The sequence below is a fragment of the Mycobacterium sp. DBP42 genome (genome assembly GCF_005924235.1).
In the GTDB taxonomy this organism is placed as follows: domain Bacteria; phylum Actinomycetota; class Actinomycetes; order Mycobacteriales; family Mycobacteriaceae; genus Mycobacterium; species Mycobacterium syngnathidarum.
In genome coordinates this window covers 20236-42389 of record NZ_VCMY01000047.1, presented here as the reverse complement: position 1 = coordinate 42389, position 22154 = coordinate 20236, and the positions used below count along the sequence as shown (strand labels likewise).

Sequence of the window (22154 nt, the reverse complement as noted above, 5' to 3'; positions counted from 1 at the left end):
GGACGACGGTGGCAGCGCGGGGCGATGGCAGGCGGGGTCGAGCTAGAGCGTGACCACCTCATAGTCACCATCGGCGTGACGAGCTCGGATGGTCTTCTTGTCGTACTTGCCCACACTGGTGCGTGGCACTTGCTCGATGAACGTCCACCGCTCGGGCAGCCACCAGCGAACCACCTTGTCCGCCAAGAATTCCCGTAGTTCAGCGGGTTCGGCGGACGCCCCCTCGTTCAGCACCACCACGGCCAGTGGGCGTTCTTGCCAGCGTTCGTCGGGCACCCCGACAACGGCGGCCTCCAACACCGCGGGGTGGGCGATGAGGTGGTTCTCCAGCTCCACCGAGGAGATCCATTCCCCGCCGGATTTGATGACGTCCTTGGCCCGGTCGGTCAGGGTCACGTACCCCTGTGGATCGATCACGCCAACGTCCCCGGTGCGCAGCCACCCGCTGTCGAACTTCTCGGAGTCGCGGTCCAAGTAGTAGGACCCGGTGATCCACGGCCCCCGCACCTCCAGTTCACCGACCGCGTCGCCGTCGTCGGGCAGGGGGGCGCCTTCGTCGTCGACGATGCGCACCTCCACGCCGCACATCGGCCGGCCCTGGCTGACCCGCATCTCCCAGGCCCGGTCCCCGGACACCCCGGGCAGCGGCTTGGCGACGGTGGCCAGCGGTGAGGTTTCGGTCATCCCCCAGGCCTGCTGGATGTACACACCGTACCGCTCCTGGAACTCCTGCATCAGCGACAACGGCACCGCCGAACCACCGCAGGCCACCAGTCTCAGCGACGAAACATCATGTCCCGGTTCTTTTTCCAGGCGGTGTACGACGTCGTTCCAGATGGTGGGCACGGCTCCGGCCAACGTGGGGCGCTGCGATTCGATCAGCTCGATCAGCGAGGCGCCGTCCATGAACCGGTCGGGCATCACCAGGTTGGCGCCGGCCATCAAGGCCGCATACGGCAACCCCCACGCGTTGGCGTGGAACATCGGCACTATGGGCAGCACCGAGTCGCTGCAGCTGACGTCGAGCGCGTTGGCCGTGCAGGTGTTCAATGCGTGCAGGTAGCTCGAGCGGTGGCTATATACCACACCTTTCGGGTTTCCGGTCGTGCCGCTGGTGTAACACATTGCTGCCGCGGAGTTTTCGTCGATTTCCGGCCAGTCGAACTCGGTGGGCTTGGTGGCCAGCAGCTCATCCCAGCGCAGCACGGTCGCGCCTGTCAACGCGCCCACGTCGCCGTCGCCGACCACGATGACGGTGTGCACGGTCTCCAGCAGCGGCAGCACCGGGGCCAGCAGCGGCACCAGGGAGGCATCGGCGATCACGACGCTGTCGGCGGCCTCGTTGGCGATGTAGGCGATCTGCTCGGGCGAGAGCCGGATGTTCAGGGTGTGCAGCACCGCGCCCATGGCGGGCACCGCGAGGTAGGCGGCCAGGTGTTCGGTGTTGTTCCACATGAACGTGCCGACGCGCTGGTCTCCGTCGACGCCGAGCCCTCGCAACGCGTGCGCCAGTTGGGCTGCCTGCCCGCCCAGCTCCCGGTAGCTGATCGTGCGGTAGCGGCCCTGGCCGCAGGCGGTGGTCACGGTCCGGTCTCCGTTGACACCGCAGGCGTGTCGCAGGATCGCGGTGATCGTCAACGGCCAGTTCTGCATCGTGCTCTTCACGGGCGCGATGGTATGCGTTCGGCGACCGGCGCCGGCGGGAACGATTCGAATTCCTCGAACGATGTATGTAGGGGAAGATGGACGGGTAGCGACGGAAGGACGTGCCGATGCGCATGAAATGGTCCCTGATGGCAGTCTCGGTGGCTGTGTTCGGGGCAATCGGCGCGTCGTCCGCGGTGGCCTCGGCCGAAACAGCGCAGGAGACGATCAACCGCCTGCAGTCCGAGGGCTACACCGTCACCATCGACAAGATCGGCACCGCGCCGCTGGACCACTGCACTGTCACCAGCGTGCGAAACCCGCAACAGGTCGGCCAGTTGGTGCCCTACGTCGGGCCGGGTCTCGGCGGTGATCGCATCCTGGTGCCGTCGGTCAGCCGCACGGTGTCGGTGTCGCTCAACTGCCAGCGCTGAGGCTCATTTCGAACAGTTCAGCGATACCGTGATGGTTTTCCGCACCACCACGGGCACGAGGTCGAATTCCCGCTTGCCGTTGTGACCGAGCCGCTCGACCCGGATCAGCTTGGTCTGGGTCTGTGGGTTACGGACGCTGGTGACGATGCACTGATCGAGTGGTGCGCTGCCGACCCGATCGATGTTGACGTAGTAGCCCTCGGCTTCCAGCAACCCGATGGTCTCGACCGCCGAGTCGGCAGATGCCGATCCGGCGGGCGCCAAAATGGTTCCCAACGCCGCCCCCGACGCGGCCATCATGATGATCGATGCGTACATGGCCGTGTCTTCTTTCGTGCTTCCCGCATTCACTCTTTCGGTGATGTCCTGCCCCTTGTTACGGGTAAGGACGGTTTCGGGTTCAACGTAAGAGGCCCGGCCGGGCCTGGAGCTACCCGCTAGGCGTGGGCGGGCGCCGTGGCCTGGTGGTCGACCATGGTGAGTTCGTCGAACGGATCGTCGCCGCGCAGCACCGCATCGACCTTGGTCTTGTCCACGGTGTGCGTCCATGAGCCGACGAGCAGGGTGGCCACCGCATTGCCGGAGAAGTTGGTCACCGCGCGGGCTTCGGACATGAACCGGTCGATCCCGACGATCAAGCCGACCCCGTCGAGCAGATCGGGGCGGTGTGCCTGCAGACCCCCGGCCAGTGTGGCCAATCCGGCGCCCGTCACGCCTGCGGCTCCCTTGGACGCGACGATCATGAACACCAGCAGGCCGATCTGCTGCCCGACGGACATCGGCGCGTGCAGCGCGTCGGCGATGAACAGCGCGGCCATGGTCAGGTATATCGCGGTGCCGTCGAGGTTGAACGAATACCCGGTCGGCACAACGACACCCACCGTGCTGCGCTCGACGCCCAGATGCTCCATCTTGGCGATCAGCCGCGGCAGCGCCGACTCCGACGAGGACGTCGAGAAGATCAGAAGGTACTCGCGGGCCAGGTACCGCACCAACTTGAAGATGGACACCCCGGACACGACGCGCAGCAGGATGCCGAGGATGCCGAACACGAACAGCACGCAGGTCACGTAGAAGCCCAGCATCAGGGTGAGCAGCTGGGTGACGGCGGTCCAGCCGGTCTGCCCGACGACGTTGGCGATCGCGCCGAAGGCACCGATGGGCGCCAGCCACAGGATCATGATCAGCACCTTGAACACCAGCTTCTGCAGATGCTCGATGCCGCGCAGGATCGGTTCACCGGAGCTGCCCATGCCCTGCAGGGCGAACCCCACCAGCAGCGCCACGAACAAGGCCTGAAGCACACTTCCGGCCGTCAGCGCCGAGAACAGCGTCTCGGGGATGATGCCCTGGACGAAGTCCATGAGCCCACCGGCTTCGTGTGCCTTCTCCGCGAGTTCGGCGCCCTTGCCCGCCGAACCCTGCGACAGATGCATGCCGCTGCCGGGGTGGATCAGGTTGCCGACCACGAGACCGATGGCCAGGGCGATCGTCGACATCGCCAGGAAGTACCCGAAGGCCAGGCCACCGACCTTGCCGACGGTGGCGGCCTTACGCACCGAGCCGATCCCCAGCACGATGGTGCAGAAGATGATCGGCGAGATCATCATCTTGATCAGGTTGACGAACATGGTGCCGAGCACGCCGACGCTCTTGCCGACCTCTGGCGCCACCAGTCCGACCACCACGCCGATGACGACGGCAGCGATGACCGCGATGTAGAGCCAGTGCGTGCGGTCGCGACGCGTGGACGCCGGCTCTGGTTGCGGCTCAGCGGTGACGCTCATCGGTACGACCTCCAGTTCGAATGCGCTGTAACAAGCACCTTCGACCATATGGTGAGCCGGGTCACGTTTTTGTTCATTGTGTTCAGACGCGGCGGTGCCGACGGCCGGGGAATCACCGGCGCGACTGCCGAGTGCACCCTGAATCGATGATCGGGACAGCCCGGCCGGTCCGGGCCATTATTTTGGTGGTGCAGCACGTGAACAATCCGGAGGTGCAGTGACGCGCTGGTGGCGACGATTGGCAGGTGGGGCCTGGCCGCGCTCGCTCGCCGGGCAGGCCATCGCATTGCAGGTCCTGGTGATCGCGGTGGTGGTGCTGGCCGGGACGGCGCTGGCTCTGTTGGATGCCCGTCGCGACGGCGAGGATGCTGCCCGTCAACAGGTGATCGGAATCGCGACGGCCCTGGCAGATTCCCCGTCGACCGCCGAGGCTATCGAATCCGGTAGTGCGACAGAGGTTTTGCAGACGGTGACCGAGGCGGTTCGCACGAGCACCGATATCGCGTTCATCACCATCATGGCGCCGGACGGAATCCGATTCACTCACACCGATCCCAGCCAGATCGGCGGTCATTACCTGGGCACGGTTGAGCCCGCGTTGCGCGGTGAGACTTTCAGCGAGGTCTACACGGGGACACTGGGTCCGTCGGTGCGCGCGGTCGCACCGGTGCGCGGCCGCGATGGAGGCGTCGTGGGCCTGGTGTCGGCCGGGATCACCCAGCAGACGTTGGGGCAGCGCTGGCGCGGGCAGATTCCGGTGATCGCCGCGGTAACCGCTGGGGCACTGGGCATTTCGCTGGCAGGCGGGTGGGCCATCCGGCGACGGCTGCTCCGCCAGACGCGGGGTCTGCGGCCCGATGAACTTCGGGTCATGTACGACCACCACGATGCGATCCTGCATTCGGTGTCCGAGGGGCTCATCGTGCTCGATCGTGACGGCGTGGCGCTGGTCAACGACGAGGCGCGCCGGCTGCTCGGCCTGTCGGCCGGAGCAGTGCGTCTGCGCGACCTGCCGGAGTTTCTGCGCAGCGCTGATCCTGGTGTTCGCGACGAGTTGCATGTCACCGGCGACCGCGTGCTGGTGATCAACCGGGCTCGTGTCGCCGGTGCTGGTTCGGAGGTGGTCACGATCCGTGATCGCACTGAGTTACAGGGCGCACTGGGCGAACTCAGCTCGCTGCAGGTGCTGGCCGACTCGTTGCGGGCGCAGGCGCATGAGTCGGCGAACACGTTGCACACCGTGGTCACCATGGTCGAGATGGGTCGGCCCGAGGACGCCGTCCGGTTCGCCACCAGTGAGTTGGAGTTGTCGCAACAGTTGGTGGACCGGCTGTCGGTGGCCGTCGGCGAACCCGCTCTGGTGGCCCTGCTGCTCGGCAAGACCGCCCAGGCGAACGAACGCGGGATCGCGTTGACGGTCACGGAGGACACCCAGCTGTCCGCCGATGCCGTGCTCACCGGGCAGGAGATGGTGACGGTGCTGGGTAACCTGATCGACAATGCGATGGACGCCTGCGATCGCGAGGATCCGTGGGTCGAGGTCACGGTGAGCCAGGACGAGCACGAGTTGTTGATCCGGGTGGCCGACAGCGGACCCGGTATGGACGCGTCCACATTCGAAAAGGCCATGCAGCGCGGATATTCGACGAAGTCCGATGCGTCCGGCCACGGCCTGGGTCTGGCCCTGGTGGCGCAAACCGTCAAGCGGCACGGCGGGACGCTGCACACCGACGTGACCTACGGTTCAGTCGTCACAGCAACGGTGCCGCGATGAGGGCTTGCGCGAAGAGCCGAGGTGACCGCCCATGATCAATGTACTTATCGTCGAAGACGATCCGTTGATCGCCGAGGCTCACCAGGTCTATCTCGGTCGCCTGGAAGGGTTTTCGGTGACGGCAGTGGCACACACCGGGCGGGACGCGATGCGAGCCGCGGCCGCAGCGGCAGCGGCTGAGCGCCCCGTCGATCTGGTGTTGCTGGACATCGGATTGCCCGATACCAGCGGAATCTCGTTGGCGTCGGGCCTTTCCGGATTGCGGCCGGCGCCTGACATCATCGCGATCACCTCCGAACGCGACCTGGAGATGGTGCGGGCCGCGGTGTCCCACGGCGCCCTGGCCTACCTGCTCAAACCGTTCACCTTCGCGGCTTTTCGCGATCGTCTGGAACGCTACCGCCGCTATCGCGAGGCGCTGCCGTCGGGAACGGATGCGGCCAGCCAGGCCGAGGTAGACCGGGCGTTGGCCGAACTGCGGATCGCGACAGACAAATCCACACCCAAAGGGGCGGCACCGCAGACCACCGAGGAGATCGCTGCCGCGGTGCGCGACGATCCAGCCGGGCTGACCGCTGACGAGGCAGCCAAGCAGGTCGGGGTGTCCCGGGTGACGGCGTGGCGCTATCTCGAACGTTTGGCCGACGACGGCGTCGTCATCCGTAGCACGGAGTATGGCAAGGCCGGGCGGCCGCGCACGCGTTACCGGTGGCGCTGATTCAGGCGCCGGCTGCCTGAAGGGCAGGCAACTGCTGCATCTCGACCTCGTCCACCGAGGCCAGCTGCGAGTACAGGGACTCGGCGACGTCGAAGACGTTGACCTGGCCCTCGTAGTCGGCGATGTACAGCCGGGTGCCGTTGTCGCGCACGGTGACCGCGGCGGGCTGGGCGTGCACATCCACACTGCCCTGGATCTGGTTGGTCAGCGCGCACCACACGATGACGCGGTCGTAGTCGACCAGGTAGGCGCGGGTGGCGTCGGGGCTGAGCACCAGCTGCGTGGGCGCACCGCCGACCTCGACGGCATCCGCTACTGCACCGGCGGTCAGGTCGACGGTGTGGATCACACCGCGATGCTCCAGATCGGAGGTCAGCACGTAGGCGACGCCGTCGCCGATGGCGATGTTGCGGATCGGGGCACCGATCCACACTGTGGCCTGCGCCTGCGCGGTTTCGGTGTTGACGACGACCAGCCGGCTGCCACGGAAGTCGGAGGTCGCTACGTACAGGCGCTTGCCGGTCGAGTCGATCTCCAGCGCGTCCAGGTTGACGCCCTCGCCGGTGGCGATGTCGATCGCGCCGACGCGCTCGGCGGTGGTGTCGATGACGGCGATGTCGACGCGCTCGTGACCGGCGCGGCCGGCGAACACACGCTTGCCGTCGGGGCTGATGGCCAGGGCGGTGACGCTGAAGGCCAGCGGGTATTCGTTGAGCACCGCACCGGTGATGGTGTCGACGGTCACGATCGAGTCGTGAGTGGCCGTGGCGACGCTGACATAGGCGCGGTCATCGGCGACGACGACGGCGAAAGGGTCTCCTTCGAGTCGGACCGAACCAACCAGGCCCATGGTGTGGGGGTTGATGACGGTCAGGCTCTGGGCCGCGGTGTTGGTGACGACGACGGTTTCGCGGTCGGGGTCTACGGCGATGTCACCGATGGGCCCGCGCCCGACCTCGGCCAGGCCGGCCACGTCGATGTCGTCGAGGGCACCGTCAAATGCGACGCCGCGGGCGGCCGTATGGTCGATGGCGCGGTCATCGCGGCCGGGGCGCAGCGCTTCACTCAGCGCGCGCAGGAAGTTGTTTGCCATCGCTATCGGCACCTCCGCCGGCAAGGCTTATACCGGCTCTAGATTCCAGGTCGATCTGCGCCGGGAGTGGCGCGGTTACGTTGAGTCTAGCGACGAATACGACAGGCTCTGGACGAGTTCGCAGCGAATAACCGGCCGTCGACAACACTCTCTCAGAATGCGCTTAAGAAATTCTTCGTTATCGACTCGTTACTTTTTGGCCGCATTTGATTAAATGCGTGTTACCAGGGACTTCTCAGTCCACGCCGAACGTGTCGCATTTCACGATCAGTGTGACCGTCAATAGCATTTCTTACCATCACCGGCAAAAGTGAGCGGTAGATCACACCACGCCACGACAGCAAACTTTCCTCGGCGTCAACCCTGGCCGACTGGCGGCAATCCCCAAAAACTGTTACCGCTGTGAAAATTGAGCCGTGCCGATTCCACAGTTCGCTGACCAAAAACTAGTTCGCGACCGGCTGTAGCTGGAGGCTGACCTCGCATGACCCGTGGCGGGCATCGGGCCGGACCGACACTTCGTACCTGCCCCCGATGGCCTCGGCATTCAGGTCGACAACCTCTTGCATCAGGCCCTGCTGGATTCCTCGGACCACCTCCGGAGAGCCGACCGCCACCTCGGCCAGCGGACAGGTGCAGATCTCTACGGACATCTCGCCGAACGATGTGAGCACCGAGCGGGCCTCGAATCCCAGCTCACCCAGGGTAGCCATCACCAGATCTGTCACCGACGTCTCGCCGCGGCGTCGTGCCACCCGCACCCGGTGGGCAAGGTCTGCACCGATCCGTAGCGCGCGAGCCTCTCGTTCCTCAGGGGTACCGCCCAGGTGGGCCGCGAACAGCGCCACGACGTCGGCGTAGTCCAGTCGCGGCACGGTCTCGTATGTCAGCCGGGGGCGGCCCACTCGCCCAGCTCCAGAATCCGTGTCACCACGCCGGATGGCACCCTGGCTCTCCAGCGTGCTCAAGTGAAACCGCGCTGTCGTGACGTGGATCTGTAGCGACTCGGCGATCTGTCGAGCGTCCACGGGGTTGTCCGCGGCACGTAGCAGGTCGAGGACCCGCTGCCGCTGTTGGCCGACCGCCCGGTCCGATTCGACGCGTTCACCATGCCGGGGCATGTACACATCATGCACGCGCGGGCCGTCTCCCCCTGGCGCAGCTGCCATTTCGAGACACTTAGGCCGCGTCGGGCACCACCGCAACGATCGCCACGGCAGTGAGCTGCTCGCGGTAGCGGTTGAAGGTTTTGCGCATGTGCAGCACGCGTTTCCGGGCGGCCGGATGAGACAGCACGTTCACGACGATCCGCAGTGCGCCGAACACTCCTTCGTCGGCGATCACGCGTCGCGGTTGTAGCAGCGCCATGGGCGCGCGATCGACGCTCGACACCTCGAAGCCCGCGCTGGTCAGCAGCTCGGTCCACTCGGCCACGGTCAACGGCCGGGCGTTGACCTTGATGGCCCTGGCCATCTCATGCCGTATGTCGTCCTTGACCGCCTCGTCCAAGCCGTCGGGTGTCAGCCCCAACTCGTGAATCGCATAGCGCCCCCCGGGGCGCAGAACCCGAAACGCTTCGCAGACGATGGCCCGCTTGGCCTTGTCCCCTTGCATGGTCAGCATTGCCTCGCCGACGACGACGTCGGCTGAGCCGGCGTGCAGACCAGTGTCGGCGGCACCGGCAGCGATCAGCTGGCCGCCGGTGGCGGCTACCGCTTTCCTCAGCAGCGCGGAGGTGGTCGCGCTGTCGTCGACACCGACGTAGGAGCGGGGCTGCTGCGCCGCGATGTCGGTCGCGGTGCGGCCGAGCCCGGGCCCGAACTCGACGACGGCGGCTCCGTTGATCCCGGCTGCGGCCAGCAACCGTGTCGTCAGCTCCAGTCCGCCCGGCCGGAGCACCCGCTTGCCCAGCCGGGCCAGCAGCCAGTGCCCAGGCAGGTCACCGTCGGATCGGCGCGCGAGCGGCAGATCGTTCTTTGCTGTCATTTCGGGACCTCTCCCTACGGGCTGTGCACGACGTACTGCACAGCAGGACAACGGAAAACAGGGCGCACGTGTACGCCAGGGCGAAGTTGGGCCGCGGCGGATTCAGGACGATGCCCTGCCCGGTGGCGTAGACCCCACTACGGCTGCGGCGCCGGCGACCAGAGCAACGAGGCCGTTCATCAGCGGTTCCTTAATTTAGAGGAGAAGTATGCGGTTAACCCTAGAAGTTTGGTTAGCCTAAGGCAACACCTTCGCCTCGGAACCCCGAATGCGTGAGTTGGCCCGACGGTGCTCTCAGAGCCGCAGCGCGGCCGCGGTGGCCGGACCGACGATGCCGTCGACCTTGAGCCCTCGGGTACGGCGCTGGAACGCCTTGACGGCGGCCTCGGTCTTCGGGCCGAACACACCGTCCACCTCGAGATCCCCCGCATACGCGGCATAGGCGTGTTTGAGGCGGCGCTGCAAGTGGGCGACCTCGGGTCCTTCCATCGGCCGGAACATCAGCACGTTGGCGTACTGCCCGACCGGAGCCGGGGGCCTCGGCGTCGGCGCCGGACGCGCGATGTCGCCGATCTGCGCCTGGATGTCGGCACGCAGGAGGTCCATGTCGATGGCGCCCGGATCCCATTTACCTTGTGCTCGGCCCGCGTACTCCTTGTGCCCGATGGTGCGTTCAGAGGTCTGCGCCAGCCGCCGATTGATCGCAGCGCAACACCGCACCAGCGCGAAATACTGTGCGTCAGGCCAGTTCTTACGGTGCGGCGCGGTGGGACTGGTGCCGCTGTTGGCGCATTCGATACCGATCATGTGCCAGTTGCCCATGTTCGTCGGCAACCACGGGTACATGCCGACGCCGGCATGCCAGGCCACGCCGAGTGCCACCACCGTCACCGTGCCGTCGCGCGCGATGTGCAGCTGCGACAGCGGGCCGGACAGATCCGGGCGGCCGTTGGCGATCGAGGCCGCCGTCGCGGTATCCGACCCGGTGTGATGCACCATGACCCCGCGGATGTCCTTGAAGTCTCCATGCCCCCGCGTGCGCCAGCCCGGATACTCGACCAGGTCGATACCTTCGGCCCGCAGTACGTCGGCCAGCCAGACCGGGTCGCCGGTCCATCGTCCCGTCTGAGGCACTGAGATTCCGCTCCTTTGCATTCCTGTGCAGCAACTACCTGAGAAGACCAGGCTACGCGCAGCGACCGACACCACGCCGCATGGCGCAGAGCGGTCAGACCGGTTATGCATCAACTACTTTGCTCGCCAGCACCCCACCTGCAACCGGCAGCCCTCGGCGGTTCGCGACCACATGAGATAGCAAAGAACCCGGCGCGGCGGGCAAATGCTCTTTCCACCCCATCGAGGGCCGGATGTGCGAGCATCTGCGCATGGACCCGAAGGACGACCCCGAGGCCCGCATCCGGGAACTCGAGCGCCCACTAGCCGATGCCGCTCGCACCTCGGAACTCGGGACCGGGGGCCCGGCCGCCCCGCCCCCGACCCAGCCCTGGACACAGGCGAACACCTTTCCGCCGCCACCTCCCGGGCCTCCGGCGCCTTGGCCGGGTTACCAGCCGTATCCGGCGCCGCCTGCCCCGCAGCGCAGCGCCGGCAGCATGCACCTGTTCCTGGTGTTCGGCGGACTCGCGGCCGCGCTGGTGGTCGGCGGCATTGTGACGGCCTACCTGGCGTTCAACCAGACCGACACCGGAGACTCGGCCTCCGGCACGGTCAGCGACAGCCAGTCGACCACCATCGGGCAGACCACCATCAGCGGCGTGCCGCTCCCGGGATCCGCTGCGCCGACCCAGGTTCCGGCGGGAGAGACCCTGATCGTCTCGGGGATCAACGAGCACCGAACTGTCGAGTGCCGGGACAACACGGTGATCGTCAGCGGCATCGAGAACGAGTTGGACATCACGGGCCACTGCGCTGCGATCACGGTGTCCGGCGTCGAGAACGTCATCACCGTCGAATCCGTCGACACCATCGGGGTATCCGGATTCGACAACCGGGTCACCTACCGCACGGGTGAACCGGACGTGAGTAAATCGGGTCAGTCCAACGTGGTCGAGCGAGGCTGACCCGAATCGGAGGCCGGCCGCGGGGACCCGAGGAATTCGCAGAGCAGCGCGACCAGCGGTGCCGGGTTGTCTTCGGGCACCCAGGCATAGGAGTCGTCAATGTGCTTCAGGGTGGCCCGCGGCAGCGTCTGGGCCAGTCGGCGTGCGCCCTCGGCCGGAAAGTAGCGCTCCTCCCGCGGCCAGACCACCAGTGCGGGCCTGTCGTAGTCGGCCAGCTGTGGTGAGTATTCGGCCAGGTACGCCGGTGACAGCCCGCCCAGGAACCGCCGGAAATCATTTCGCACCCACGGATCACAACGCAGTGGCCGCAGGTACTCCGCCATGATGTCGGCCGGGATGGGTCGTTTGGTCGCGCCGCCGTAGGTGATCCGGAGCCGTTGTACGGGTTTCAGTCCGATGGCCTTCGACTGCACCACATTGGCTCCTGGTAGCGAGGTGAGCCGGGCCAGCACCTTGACCGGCCATGGGTCGGAGTCGAATGCGTTGGTCGCCACGAGCACCAGTGCCTCGACCCGCTGCGGATAGCGCGCGGCGACCACCTGGGCGATGTCGCCGCCGTAACCGTTGCCGATCAACACGGCCTGCTCGATGTCGAGCACGTCGAGCAGATCGACGACCGTCCGGGCCAGGCCGGGCAGGGTGAGGTCAGCGCCCGGCACCGCCGGGCTGTGCGATCCCAGCGCCAGGTCAGGAGCGAGGCAACGGATCTGGTCACCGAACTGCGCGGCAAGGCCGTCCACCACGTGCCGCCAGACCAGTCCGTTGGCCGCCAGGCCGTGTAACAACACAACCGGCCGGCCGTTGCCGTGTTCACGTACGCCCACCTGGCCGCAGGGCAGCTGGACCAAGCTCCGGGAGCTGAGTGCGTGCATCGTTTCGTCCTCTCGCCACGAGCACCGGGACACAATTAATACAGACTGTATGCAAACACACCGAGCGCCGAACATCAATACATACAGCTTGTTAAAATTTCATCGTGAGTGAAGACGCACGCGACGGCCGAGAACAGCGCAGTGAAGCCACCCGCGCGGCGCTGGTCGCCGCGGCCCGCGCATTGTTCGTCGAACGCGGCTACGCAGCCGTTTCCACGGGGGACATCGCCCGCGTGGCGGCCGTCACGCGCAACGCGCTGTATTACCACTTCCCCACCAAGGAGGCGGTCTTCCGCGCGGTCTACGAGAACGTGGAAGGCGAGCTGGCCGCGCGCGTCCTGCCGGCTGCGCTGGCACACGACACCAGCAGGGCACAGCTGGAAGCCGGGATCGAGGAGTTCCTGGACGGCTGCTTGGATCCCACGGTGGCCCGGATCAGCGTGCTGCAGGCACCGGCCGCGCTCGGTTTCGCCCAGATGCGCGAAATCGACAACCGCAACTATCTCGGCGCCCTACGCGACGGCATCCGCAGCGCGGTCGATGCCGGTGAGCTGCCCGGCCTTCCGGTCGACACCCTCGCGTCGATGATCCTCGGGGCGCTGGACGAGGCGGCCCTGCTGATCGCGACCGCCGACGACGCCAAAACCGCCCGGCGCGACGCCGGCCGGGTGGCCCAGGCCATCGTGGCCGGACTCTTCACGGGCTGAGCTACAGCACCTTCGACAGAAACTCTTGCAGCCGAGGGTGTTTGGGATTGTCGAACACCTCGGCCGGAGTGTCGTCTTCGACGATGTTGCCGTCGGCCATGAAAATCACTCGCGAGGCGACCTCACGCGCAAACCCCATCTCGTGGGTGACCACCACCATCGTCATGCCGCCCTCGGCCAGGTCGCGCAGTACCTGCAGCACATCACCGACCATCTCCGGATCCAGTGCGCTGGTGGCCTCGTCGAACAACATGATCGACGGATTCATCGCCAAGGCCCTGGCGATCGCGACGCGCTGCTTCTGGCCACCGGACAAGGTGGCCGGTTTGACCTTGGCCTTCTCTGCCAGGCCCACCTGAGTCAGCAATTCCATGGCCCGCTTCTCGGCAGCGCCCTTGTCCATCTTCTTGGTCAGCAGCGGCGCCAACGTCACGTTGTCGATCACCGTCATGTGCGGAAACAGGTTGAAGTGCTGGAACACCATGCCGATGTGCTGACGCACCTTGTCCAGGTCCACTTTTCGGTCGGTGAGGTCGAATCCGTCGACGGTGACCTTGCCAGCGGTGATGTCCTCGAGCTTGTTCAGGCACCGCAGGAAAGTGGACTTGCCCGAGCCCGACGGTCCGATGACACAGACCACCTCGCCCTTGCTGACCGTGGTGTCGATGCCGTCCAGCACCACCAGATCGCCGAACGATTTCTTCAGGCCCTCGATGCGGATCTTGACGGTGCCCTCAGGCTCGGCGGCCGCGGCTTCCGGTACCAACTGGGTCATTTCACCATCCGTTTCTCGAGCCGGTCGGAGAGCTTCGTAAGCGCCATGATGACGATGAAGTAGATGATGCCGATGATCAGCCACATGGTGAACGACTGGTAGTTGCGGGCGATGATCAGCCGTCCGGTCTGGGTCAGCTCAGCGATACCGATCACCGACAGGATCGAGGTGTCCTTGAGGGTGATCACGAACTGGTTGACGTACGACGGAATCATGGTGCGGACCGCCTGCGGCAGAACGACTTTGCGCATCGTCGGCAGATACCCGATACCGAGGCTGCGGGCCGCCTCCATCTGCCCCTTGTCCACCGACTGAATTCCGCCGCGGACGATCTCGGTCATGTAGGCACCGGCGTTGAGCGAGAGCGTGATGATGCCCGCGGTCAGCGCCGTCATCTGGAATCCGAGCGCGGTCGGGATGCCGAAGTAGATGAAGAAGGCCTGCACCAGAAGCGGTGTGCCGCGGAAGATGTCGACGTAGGTGGTGCCGATCGCCCGCAAGATGATCGACCGCGACACCCGGAAGAGCCCGAACACGATGCCGAGTACCAGCGCGATGGCGATCGACACCACCGTCAGGATGATCGTCATCTTCAGGCCGGCCATCAGGAACGGGAAAGTGCTCTCAAGCAAGCCGAAGAACGAGTTGTCCGCGTCCGATGCCCCCTCGCCGAGGTACTTCTCGATGATCTCGTCGTAGCGGCCGGAATCCCTGAGTTCTTTCAGACCCGCGTTGAACTTCTCCAACAACTCGGCGTTGCGCCCCTTGTTGACCGCGAAGCCGTAGCTGGAACCCTTCTCCTTCGGTGTCACGGTCTTGAACCCGTTGCCCTGCTGGATGCCGTAGTTCAGCACCGGGTAGTCCTCGAAGATCGCCACGGAATTACCCGTCTTGACTTCCTCGAACATCGACGCCGAATCGGCGAACGAGACGATCCGGAAGCCGTACTTGTCCTTGATCGACTCGGCGAACTCGGCGCCCTCGGTGCCGTTCTTGACCGCGACCCGCTTGCCCTTGAGGTCGGCGTAGGACTTGATGTCCTCGTTGATGTCCAGCACGGCCATCTGCACGCCGGATTCGAAGTACGGGTCGGAGAAGTCGAAGACTTTCTTGCGCTCGTCGGTAATCGACATTCCGGCGATCACGCCGTCGGCCTGGTTGGCCTGGACGGCCTGCAGCGCGGCGTCGAAGCCCAGCGGCTTGATGGTGATGTTGAAATTCTGATTCGCCGCGATCTCGTTGATGAGGTCAATGTCGATGCCGACGAATTTCCCGTCCGCATCCTGGAATTCGAACGGCGCAAAGGTGATGTCGGTGGCGACGACGTAGGTCTCGCCCTCGGCGGCAGCGCTGGCCGGGGCCAGCATCGCGGCCCCGAACAGCCCGACCAGCAACGCCACGGCGGCGGCCATCAGCCGTTGCGGGGACCGGACGACTCCGGTGATGCCCTCACCCGACGTGGATTCGGCTCTCATCGTCCAGTCTCCTATCCAGGTATGAAACGACGAGTCCTCACGCTATCGCCGCGACGACGATTAGGCCGGGATTTCCGGGGTCCGACAGGCCGCTCCGGCTTAGCATCAACTGATGGCCGAGCACGTCAAGACGCCGCGGGAGCCGTTCGAAAGCAACGCAAAGATCAAGTCGCATTCCTTCGGTGAGCGCAATGACGGGGAGGCGCTCAACGCTTCCGGCGTCGTACAGGTGGCGCCCGACCGGTTCGTCTTCATCGACAATCACGACAGCACAGCAGTTTTCGATCTCATCCTGGATCGGGACGACGACAAGCTGCGGCGGATCCAGCGGCGTGAATTGACGGGTGTGACGAAGCGCCAGCTCGGTGATCCCGAGGGGCTGGCCCGGATGGATACCGACGGCCGGATCCACCTCATCGCAGCCTCCTCGCTGTCTGCATCCGGTTCCCACCCCAATGACGGACTGGTCCGGATCAGCTACGCCGACTCCGGTGACCTGCCGGCCGAACCGATGACAGGCTTCCGGTCCTGGCTACTGGCGCATCAGCCCGCCTTGGCCGCGGCGGCCGCTTCCAAACCCGACGACGGCGGGCTCAACATCGAAGGTTTGGCGTGGGATCCCGGCGCACGCGCACTGCTGTTCGGTGTGCGGGGGCCTGCGCAGCCCGGGCAGGTGACGATCATCGAGGTGCCCGTGCACACTGACAGGCCCGGATGGACCACGGCCTGCCTGGGCGAGCCGGTCGCCCGAACGGTGCGCGTTCCTCATTCGGACGCGCTGCAGGGCATCCGCGACATCTCTTACGACGAGCGTTCCGGCCAGTTCCTGATCCTGCTCGGCAAGTCACTGAGCAAGAAAGGTGAACCGTTCGCGCTCTGTACCTGGACCCGCGGCGCCGAAGCCCTGCAGGTATCGGGGACTCGCTTCCGAAGGTCGATGAAGCCGGAGGGCTGCACCGCTTTCTATACCGACGGTGCGCGCCGGATCCTGATCGTCGACGATCGTGGCGGCTATGCGGTGATCGGGTAGGAGCTCCACTCGGTGGTCGGCGCGCGCCGCACCCCATTTTGCTTGCACCAGAGCGGATCTGACGTCCAAGATGTTGTCGAGCGAGTACAGCGGGTGCGCCGAGCACACAGTCGGCCATCCAATTGCGGTGTACGGGAGGATGTTTCCTTGCACAGGAAAGATCCTCCGATGCCCGCCATCGACCAATGGCAAAGTGAGTGTCCGGGTTTACAAATCGATCCCGGTGTCCATTTTTCCGTCTCCCGAACCCGGACTGTAAAAGGACGTTCGGTTCGATACGTCGCATAAAGAGGTAGTGCACTACGCGTGAGGGGTGGCCACAACCGGCCGTACGTTCTGTGCATCGGAGCGCCTGACAGTACGGCGCTTGGTTCGAAGGAAGTTTCGACATGAGCGTTTTCCACCCGGTTTCCACGGTCAAGCGCGAAACCGCACGAAGTTCCGCATCGGTCCGGCACTCGCACGAGCCGGTGCTCATCACCGAACAGCAGGTGCTGTTCAGCACCGCCGCCGCAGCGGGCGCACCCGCGCACCACAACCTCGTCGCGATGATGTCGCAGGCGGTGGCATCGGTCGCCGAACACTGGCACGCCCTCGCCGACCGGCGGCGCGCCACCTACTACCCGCCGCGGTGCAGCTATCTGGAGAACAGCCTGATGGCGCGCGAAATGGATCGACTCTGAACGAACGCCCGGTCAGCCCGCCAACGCTACCGGCGCGACCACCTCAGAGTATCGAGACGCGTCGCCGGCGACAGTCCGGCTGCGCCGACCGTGCACGTCGACCGGCACGTCTCCGGCCAAGGTTATGCGGCTCAACCGACGAAACTGGTCGTCGTAATCGGCCACTGCATAGTGCTGGGTCGCCCGGTTGTCCCAGATCGCCAGGTCGCCTGGTTCCCAGTTCCATCGAATCGTGTTCTCCAGCTTGATGACCCGGTTCTGGAGCAGCTGGAACAAGGTGGCAGATTCGGCGGCACCGAGGCCGACGAACTGCTTGACGAAGTGCCCGAGCAGCAGAACTTTCTTGCCTGTTTCGGGATGGACCCGCACCACCGGGTGTTCGGTCTCGAAGTATTCGGACTCGAATTCTTCGCGGTACTGACGGTGGCCCTCGACCGGTTCCTTGTGGCGCCCGTCGTAATCGGCCGCATAGTCGTACTGGTTGGTGTGCACGGCCCACAGGTTCTCGACCAGGGCGCGCAGCGGCTCGGGCAGCCGGTCATAGGCCGCCTCGGTCGATGCCCACGTCGTGGTGCCACCGTAGTTCGGCAACGTGACCGCCCTCAGCAGTGAGGCTTTCGGGACGCGGTCGATGAACGTCACATCGGTGTGCCAACTGTTCGCTTTGTCATAGCGAGAGTCGATGGGCAGGATCCGGTCGCCGCGCGAGGTGACTGTCGGGTGCGCTTTCGTCGGGGTACCGAGCAACCGGGCGAATGCCAGCTGTCCGTGGTCGTCGAGGTGGTGTTGCCCACGGAAGAAGACGACCTTGTGCTCAAGAAGAGCGTCGTTGATCGACGACACCGCGGACGGCTGGAGGTCGCCGTTGACGTCGATTCCGTCGATGCGGGCCCCGATGTGGGCGCCGAGCTTCACTACACGTAGAAAGGACACCCCGACACCATCGGCGGCAGGGCGCCGGAACACCACGGTTGCGCTCACCGCGAGCGCAATGGTCTTGGAAGGTCAGTCGATCCGGATGACGTAGGTGCCGTCGTCGTCGCGCTCGATCTGGCCGTCGAGGGCGTTGATCCACACCGGGGTGTCGCGACGTGAGCCGAGGAACGCGCTCTGCACCGAACCCCCGGGCTGCAGATCGACGTTCCACTCGTCGTCCTGGGCGACGATGGTGAGGATCTCCTCGCCATTGGCGCGGCGGATCGAGATCAGCTGACCATTGGAATCCAGGTCCTCCAGGTCCGCATCGTCATCATCGAGGTACTCATCAAGCTCAGCGTCGAAGATCTCGGCGTCCGAACCCCTGACATCGTCATGCACGCCGACGACTGTACCGAGGATCACGTCTTCCGATGAAGACCCCCGGGCGTTGAACCGCTAACGTGCATCCGACGTTTACAGGCTGTTCGCCCGGGGAACAACGAGTCCCGCTGTGGCGTTGGCCAAGCATTGGTCTGGTTATTAGGAGGATCATCTATGGCAACCGATTACGACGCACCTCGCGTCAAAGACACCGACGAGGCCACTGACGAGTCTCTCGAGGAACTGGCCGCCCAGCGGCGCACCTCGGCGAATACCGCGGTCATCGACGAGGACGAGGTGGTGGACTCGTTCGATCTGCCCGACGCCGACATCTCCGGTGAGGAATTGAGCGTGCGGGTCGTCCCGAAGCAGGACGACGAATTCACCTGCTCGAGCTGTTTCCTCGTGCAGCACCGCAACCGGATGGCCCTGCAAAAGGGCGACCAGCAGCTCTGCGTCGATTGCGTCTAGCTCTCACCGGACGCCGGCCCGGCTGATTTTCCGGTGACCTGAGGCGGTGGTCGCCTACCGTGACCACCATGACCGATGCCGCCATCCGCCAGCGCATCGCCGAGGGCGTGAACGCGATCCGTGCGCGCGACCTCGACACGCTGACCGCCCTTTATGCACCCGACGTCGTCTCATTCGACCTGGGCGCGCCGCTGCGATACGCCGGCGACGACAACAAGCGAAGGGCCTGGCAGGAGGTCTTCAGTGCGTACACCGGACCGATCGGCTACGACGTACACGAGTTGACCGTCACCACCGAGGGCGACATCGCGTTCGTGCACAGCCTCAACCACGTCCGCGGCACCCTGGCCAGTGGCCGCGCCACCGACATGTGGTTGCGATGGACAGCCTGCCTGCGGTGCGTCGACGGCATCTGGCTGGTATTCCACGACCACGTCTCGGTACCGGCGGACCTGGAGTACGGCAAGGCAATTGTGAATCTCACGCCATGATCCGCCGGAATCGCCCCCACCACGGCGTCTAGTTCCTATCCTCAGACCTGCAGACCGGCAACAACGTTGGGGGCGCAGATGTCTGACAGTGCCATGGTGGAAGCCCGACATGCCCAGCACAGCTACCACTTCGACCGGCACACCCCGCAATACCGCGACCAGTTCGAGCCGATCACTTCGGAGATGCTGGACTCCTGTCCGCTGGCCTGGACCGACACCTACGGCGGGCACTGGGTGGCCGCAGGCAGCAGCGAAGTCTTCGAACTTGCCCGCTGCCCACACATCTCGAACGACAACGACATCGTGGGTGAGCGAAAAGGCTACCGGGGCATCAATATTCCGCGCGTCGAGGCCAGCACCCAGTTCCGTGGCGGCATGTTGGAGATGGACGATCCCGAACACCGGGCGTACCGGACACCGCTGAACGGGTATCTCTCACCGGCCGCGGTCGCGCGGTGGAAGCCGGTGGTCGACGAACTCGTCCGGGCGTGTCTGGACGAGAAGATCGAAGACGGCAGTATCGATTTCGTCGACGATCTGGCGAACATCGTCCCGGCGGTGCTGACGCTGGGCCTGCTCGGTGTCCCGCTCGCCGAATGGGAAATCTACTGCGAACCCGCGCACGCCTCGGTCTACACGCGCGCCGACTCCCCCGACGCCAAACGCGTCTTCGACCTGTCCGTGGCGTCGGCGGTACACATGATGGGCCACGTGGCTGTGATTCGCGACGATCCGCGGCCGGGGTTGATCGACGCCATGGTCCGCATGCGTATCGATGGCGAGCCGGCACCCGACTCGGAGATCCTGGGCATGCTCATGCTCTTGATCGGCGGCGGTTTCGACACCACGACGGCGCTGACCGCGCACTCGCTCGAGTGGCTCTCGCAGCACCCTGATCAGCGTGAGCGGTTGAGCCGGGACCGCAACGCGCTGCTGCACTCGGCAACCGAGGAGTTTCTACGGTTCTTCACCCCGGCACCCGGTGATGGCCGCACCGTCGCCGGGGACATCGAGGTAGGTGGCGTGCCACTCAAGGAAGGTGAGCGGCTCTGGCTGTCCTGGGCGATGGCCAACCGCGACCCACGCGTCTTCGAGAACCCGAACGAGCTGATGATGGACCGAACGGGCAACCGGCACTTCAGTTTCGGGCTCGGGGTGCACCGCTGCATCGGTTCGAACGTGGCACGCATGGTGTTCAAGTCGATGCTCACCGGCGTGCTCGACCGGATGCCGGATTACCGTTGTGACCCTGACGGCACCGTGCACTACGAGACCATCGGCGTCATCCAGGGCATGCAGCACCTGCCCGCGACCTTCACCCCTGGTCGCCGGACCGGTCCGGGCCTGGCCGAAACGCTGCAGAAACTGCAACGGGTCTGCGACGAGCAAGAGTTGGCCGCGCCGATTACCGTGCACAAGGCGACCGCGGTCATCGACTGAAAGTGAACGACATGAAACCCCTGATCACTACCCGACACCTGATCGTCACCGCCTGCTCCGCGGTCGCGGTGGTGGCAGCGGCGGCGACCACGGTCGCCGCCCTGCCCGCTCCGGCGACCGTGCTGGCGGCCTGCCCGAATGGCGAGGACAACGACACCTACACCGGCAACTGCGTCCCCTACCTGATCCCGAACTCACCGAGCGGCAACACGCTGTGCCCGCCCGGGGTCAGCGGCACCGAGTGCGGCTCGGCAGAAGGCCAGGCCACGCCCACCGCCCCGGTCGCGCCGACCGGCCCCGAGCAGGAACTCGAAGACGTGAGCACGCCGGACTTCTGATGGCACGACGAACATGACGACCGGATCCCAAGGTGAGATCCAGCTCGAAAACGACTGGTTCCGTGTGACTCGGTGGACGATCGACCCCGGCGGTGCGATACCGATGCACCGGCACGATCACGAGTACGTGGTCGTCCCGCTGGTCACCGACACCATGCATGTGGTCACCGCTGACGGTATCGAGATCGTCGCGGAGCTCGTGGCCGGCCAGAGCTATTCCCGCCCCGCGGGCTCTGAACACACCGTCGAGAATCGCGGTGACCTCAACCCGATCGTCTTCGTGGAGGTGGAGCGCCTCACCTGACGTCGAGGCGCTACCGGATCACCAGAACCCAAGGTCGACCGACGCGGGAGGCACACATGGTCAGCGTCACTGCCCCGTTATGGCTAGGACTGCTGATCGGTGCCGCATTCAGTGTGCCTGCCTCGATATGGGGAATAGGCAACCCCGAGACCATCATTCGAACTGCCAGGCTCGTCGATCGGCTCCTCCTCGGCTGCTTTCTGTTCGTCACCGCGATTGGCGCTGTCCTGCTGTACGGCCTGTACGCGCTGGGATTCTCGATGCACTTCTCACCACGGCCCACGTATCTGGTCGGCGTCACCCTCGGCGGGATCTTGTTCGGCGCCGGGGCGGCGGTCAGCGGCTACTTCCCCGGCACCGAGATGATTGCGCTCGGAGAGGGGCGCCAAGACGTTCTGGCAGCGCTGCCGGGCGGCCTTCTCGGCGCCGCAGCGTGGACGGCGGTCTATCAGACCGACGCCGGCAAATGGCTGGTGCATACCGCCGATCTCGGTGACCTCGTAGCCACCGGGAACATCGCGGATATCCGACCCATCCCGATGTTCACCATTTCAATCGCCTATGCGGCAGCCGCATTGACGCTGTTGTATTACCTGCCCCGCTATGTCGGGGGCAGGCATAGCTGTTTTCAGCACTTGCGCGGGACCGCCGCCCCGGTCGATGAGCATGATCGGGCGTTCGCCGTGGACACCTCCGCCTAGCCATTGCAGTTGGGAGGTCGAGCCGGCGAAGCCCGAGGTGTAACGGCCGTC

Annotated in this window: 25 protein-coding genes; 13 read left to right on the top strand and 12 right to left on the bottom strand. The window is 65.4% G+C overall.

The window, feature by feature from the left end; translation table 11 throughout:
- Nucleotides 1-42: 42 nt before the first annotated feature.
- Nucleotides 43-1665 carry a fatty acid--CoA ligase gene (locus E0T84_RS27400; protein WP_171055198.1) on the bottom strand — a complete coding sequence of 541 codons (1623 nt, stop codon included), beginning with the start codon at nucleotides 1663-1665 and terminating at the stop codon, nucleotides 43-45.
- 107 nt (nucleotides 1666-1772) lie between these two features.
- Between E0T84_RS27400 and E0T84_RS27395 the strand changes: the two genes are divergently transcribed.
- Complete coding sequence (locus E0T84_RS27395) at nucleotides 1773-2078, top strand: hypothetical protein (protein WP_070186237.1); 306 nt, start codon at nucleotides 1773-1775, stop codon at nucleotides 2076-2078.
- 3 nt (nucleotides 2079-2081) lie between these two features.
- On the opposite strand, the gene E0T84_RS27390 is transcribed toward E0T84_RS27395, so the two are convergent.
- Both E0T84_RS27390 and E0T84_RS27385 read right to left on the bottom strand, forming a co-directional pair.
- A complete protein-coding gene (locus E0T84_RS27390; protein ID WP_070186270.1) occupies nucleotides 2082-2396 on the bottom strand; it encodes a hypothetical protein in 315 nt (104 codons plus the stop codon).
- Nucleotides 2397-2515: 119 nt separating this feature from the next.
- The gene (locus E0T84_RS27385) at nucleotides 2516-3865 is read right to left on the bottom strand and encodes a cation:dicarboxylate symporter family transporter (RefSeq protein WP_070186269.1); all 1350 of its coding nucleotides are present in this window, start codon (nucleotides 3863-3865) and stop codon (nucleotides 2516-2518) included.
- Nucleotides 3866-4082: 217 nt separating this feature from the next.
- Here E0T84_RS27385 and E0T84_RS27380 point away from each other — a divergent pair, with 217 nt between their 5' ends.
- Both E0T84_RS27380 and E0T84_RS27375 read left to right on the top strand, forming a co-directional pair.
- Nucleotides 4083-5639: a sensor histidine kinase gene (locus tag E0T84_RS27380; protein WP_138746052.1), complete on the top strand. Its 1557-nt coding sequence runs from the start codon at nucleotides 4083-4085 to the stop codon at nucleotides 5637-5639.
- Nucleotides 5640-5670: 31 nt separating this feature from the next.
- Entirely contained in the window at nucleotides 5671-6357 is a 687-nt protein-coding gene (locus tag E0T84_RS27375; RefSeq protein WP_138746051.1) for a response regulator, read from the top strand.
- Between the two features lies 1 nt (nucleotide 6358).
- Here the strand turns inward: E0T84_RS27375 and E0T84_RS27370 are convergent, their stop codons facing one another.
- The 4 genes from E0T84_RS27370 to E0T84_RS27355 all read right to left on the bottom strand — a co-directional run bounded on the left by E0T84_RS27370 (nucleotide 6359) and on the right by E0T84_RS27355 (nucleotide 10570).
- Nucleotides 6359-7450 (bottom strand): YncE family protein, encoded by a 1092-nt coding sequence (locus E0T84_RS27370; protein WP_138746050.1) that lies wholly within the window; start codon nucleotides 7448-7450, stop codon nucleotides 6359-6361.
- Nucleotides 7451-7896: 446 nt separating this feature from the next.
- The gene (locus E0T84_RS27365; RefSeq protein ID WP_070186268.1) at nucleotides 7897-8571 is read right to left on the bottom strand and encodes a helix-turn-helix domain-containing protein; all 675 of its coding nucleotides are present in this window, start codon (nucleotides 8569-8571) and stop codon (nucleotides 7897-7899) included.
- Nucleotides 8572-8629: 58 nt separating this feature from the next.
- Entirely contained in the window at nucleotides 8630-9436 is an 807-nt protein-coding gene (locus E0T84_RS27360; protein ID WP_070186233.1) for a class I SAM-dependent methyltransferase, read from the bottom strand.
- A gap of 294 nt (nucleotides 9437-9730) precedes the next feature.
- On the bottom strand, nucleotides 9731-10570 hold the full coding sequence (locus E0T84_RS27355; RefSeq protein ID WP_070186232.1) for an N-acetylmuramoyl-L-alanine amidase: 840 nt from the start codon (nucleotides 10568-10570) through the stop codon (nucleotides 9731-9733).
- 251 nt (nucleotides 10571-10821) lie between these two features.
- Here E0T84_RS27355 and E0T84_RS27350 point away from each other — a divergent pair, with 251 nt between their 5' ends.
- Complete coding sequence (locus tag E0T84_RS27350; RefSeq protein ID WP_200806108.1) at nucleotides 10822-11517, top strand: DUF3060 domain-containing protein; 696 nt, start codon at nucleotides 10822-10824, stop codon at nucleotides 11515-11517.
- Here the strand turns inward: E0T84_RS27350 and E0T84_RS27345 are convergent.
- Nucleotides 11490-12389 (bottom strand): alpha/beta fold hydrolase, encoded by a 900-nt coding sequence (locus E0T84_RS27345; RefSeq protein ID WP_159437523.1) that lies wholly within the window; start codon nucleotides 12387-12389, stop codon nucleotides 11490-11492. The genes E0T84_RS27350 and E0T84_RS27345 overlap by 28 nt on opposite strands.
- Nucleotides 12390-12493: 104 nt before the next feature.
- Between E0T84_RS27345 and E0T84_RS27340 the strand changes: the two genes are divergently transcribed.
- Nucleotides 12494-13096 (top strand): TetR/AcrR family transcriptional regulator, encoded by a 603-nt coding sequence (locus tag E0T84_RS27340; RefSeq protein WP_070186230.1) that lies wholly within the window; start codon nucleotides 12494-12496, stop codon nucleotides 13094-13096.
- A gap of 1 nt (nucleotide 13097) precedes the next feature.
- Here E0T84_RS27340 and E0T84_RS27335 read toward each other — a convergent pair whose 3' ends face one another.
- Both E0T84_RS27335 and E0T84_RS27330 read right to left on the bottom strand, forming a co-directional pair.
- Nucleotides 13098-13871, bottom strand: coding sequence for an amino acid ABC transporter ATP-binding protein (locus E0T84_RS27335; RefSeq protein ID WP_070186229.1), 774 nt, complete (start codon nucleotides 13869-13871; stop codon nucleotides 13098-13100).
- Entirely contained in the window at nucleotides 13868-15283 is a 1416-nt protein-coding gene (locus E0T84_RS27330) for an amino acid ABC transporter substrate-binding protein/permease (RefSeq protein WP_070186266.1), read from the bottom strand. Before E0T84_RS27330 ends, E0T84_RS27335 begins: the two co-directional genes overlap by 4 nt.
- A gap of 175 nt (nucleotides 15284-15458) precedes the next feature.
- Here E0T84_RS27330 and E0T84_RS27325 point away from each other — a divergent pair, with 175 nt between their 5' ends.
- Both E0T84_RS27325 and E0T84_RS27320 read left to right on the top strand, forming a co-directional pair.
- A complete protein-coding gene (locus E0T84_RS27325) occupies nucleotides 15459-16376 on the top strand; it encodes a DUF3616 domain-containing protein (protein WP_070186228.1) in 918 nt (305 codons plus the stop codon).
- 389 nt (nucleotides 16377-16765) lie between these two features.
- Entirely contained in the window at nucleotides 16766-17059 is a 294-nt protein-coding gene (locus E0T84_RS27320; RefSeq protein WP_070186227.1) for a hypothetical protein, read from the top strand.
- 12 nt (nucleotides 17060-17071) lie between these two features.
- Here E0T84_RS27320 and E0T84_RS27315 read toward each other — a convergent pair whose 3' ends face one another.
- Both E0T84_RS27315 and E0T84_RS27310 read right to left on the bottom strand, forming a co-directional pair.
- Nucleotides 17072-17992 carry a TauD/TfdA family dioxygenase gene (locus tag E0T84_RS27315; RefSeq protein ID WP_070186265.1) on the bottom strand — a complete coding sequence of 307 codons (921 nt, stop codon included), beginning with the start codon at nucleotides 17990-17992 and terminating at the stop codon, nucleotides 17072-17074.
- Nucleotides 17993-18064: 72 nt separating this feature from the next.
- The gene (locus E0T84_RS27310) at nucleotides 18065-18376 is read right to left on the bottom strand and encodes a hypothetical protein (RefSeq protein WP_234998276.1); all 312 of its coding nucleotides are present in this window, start codon (nucleotides 18374-18376) and stop codon (nucleotides 18065-18067) included.
- A gap of 156 nt (nucleotides 18377-18532) precedes the next feature.
- Here E0T84_RS27310 and E0T84_RS27305 point away from each other — a divergent pair, with 156 nt between their 5' ends.
- The 6 genes from E0T84_RS27305 (at nucleotide 18533) to E0T84_RS27280 (ending at nucleotide 22103) form a co-directional block, all read left to right on the top strand.
- Nucleotides 18533-18829, top strand: coding sequence for a DUF4193 domain-containing protein (locus tag E0T84_RS27305; RefSeq protein WP_070186226.1), 297 nt, complete (start codon nucleotides 18533-18535; stop codon nucleotides 18827-18829).
- Between the two features lie 68 nt (nucleotides 18830-18897).
- Complete coding sequence (locus E0T84_RS27300) at nucleotides 18898-19320, top strand: nuclear transport factor 2 family protein (protein WP_070186263.1); 423 nt, start codon at nucleotides 18898-18900, stop codon at nucleotides 19318-19320.
- A 78-nt stretch (nucleotides 19321-19398) separates the two neighbouring features.
- On the top strand, nucleotides 19399-20760 hold the full coding sequence (locus tag E0T84_RS27295) for a cytochrome P450 (protein ID WP_070186225.1): 1362 nt from the start codon (nucleotides 19399-19401) through the stop codon (nucleotides 20758-20760).
- An 11-nt stretch (nucleotides 20761-20771) separates the two neighbouring features.
- Nucleotides 20772-21098, top strand: a complete 327-nt coding sequence (locus tag E0T84_RS27290; RefSeq protein ID WP_070186262.1) for a hypothetical protein — start codon at nucleotides 20772-20774, stop codon at nucleotides 21096-21098.
- Nucleotides 21099-21111: 13 nt separating this feature from the next.
- Complete coding sequence (locus tag E0T84_RS27285) at nucleotides 21112-21402, top strand: cupin domain-containing protein (protein ID WP_070186224.1); 291 nt, start codon at nucleotides 21112-21114, stop codon at nucleotides 21400-21402.
- Between the two features lie 56 nt (nucleotides 21403-21458).
- Nucleotides 21459-22103: a YeeE/YedE thiosulfate transporter family protein gene (locus E0T84_RS27280; protein WP_070186223.1), complete on the top strand. Its 645-nt coding sequence runs from the start codon at nucleotides 21459-21461 to the stop codon at nucleotides 22101-22103.
- The last annotated feature ends 51 nt before the right edge of the window (nucleotides 22104-22154 follow it).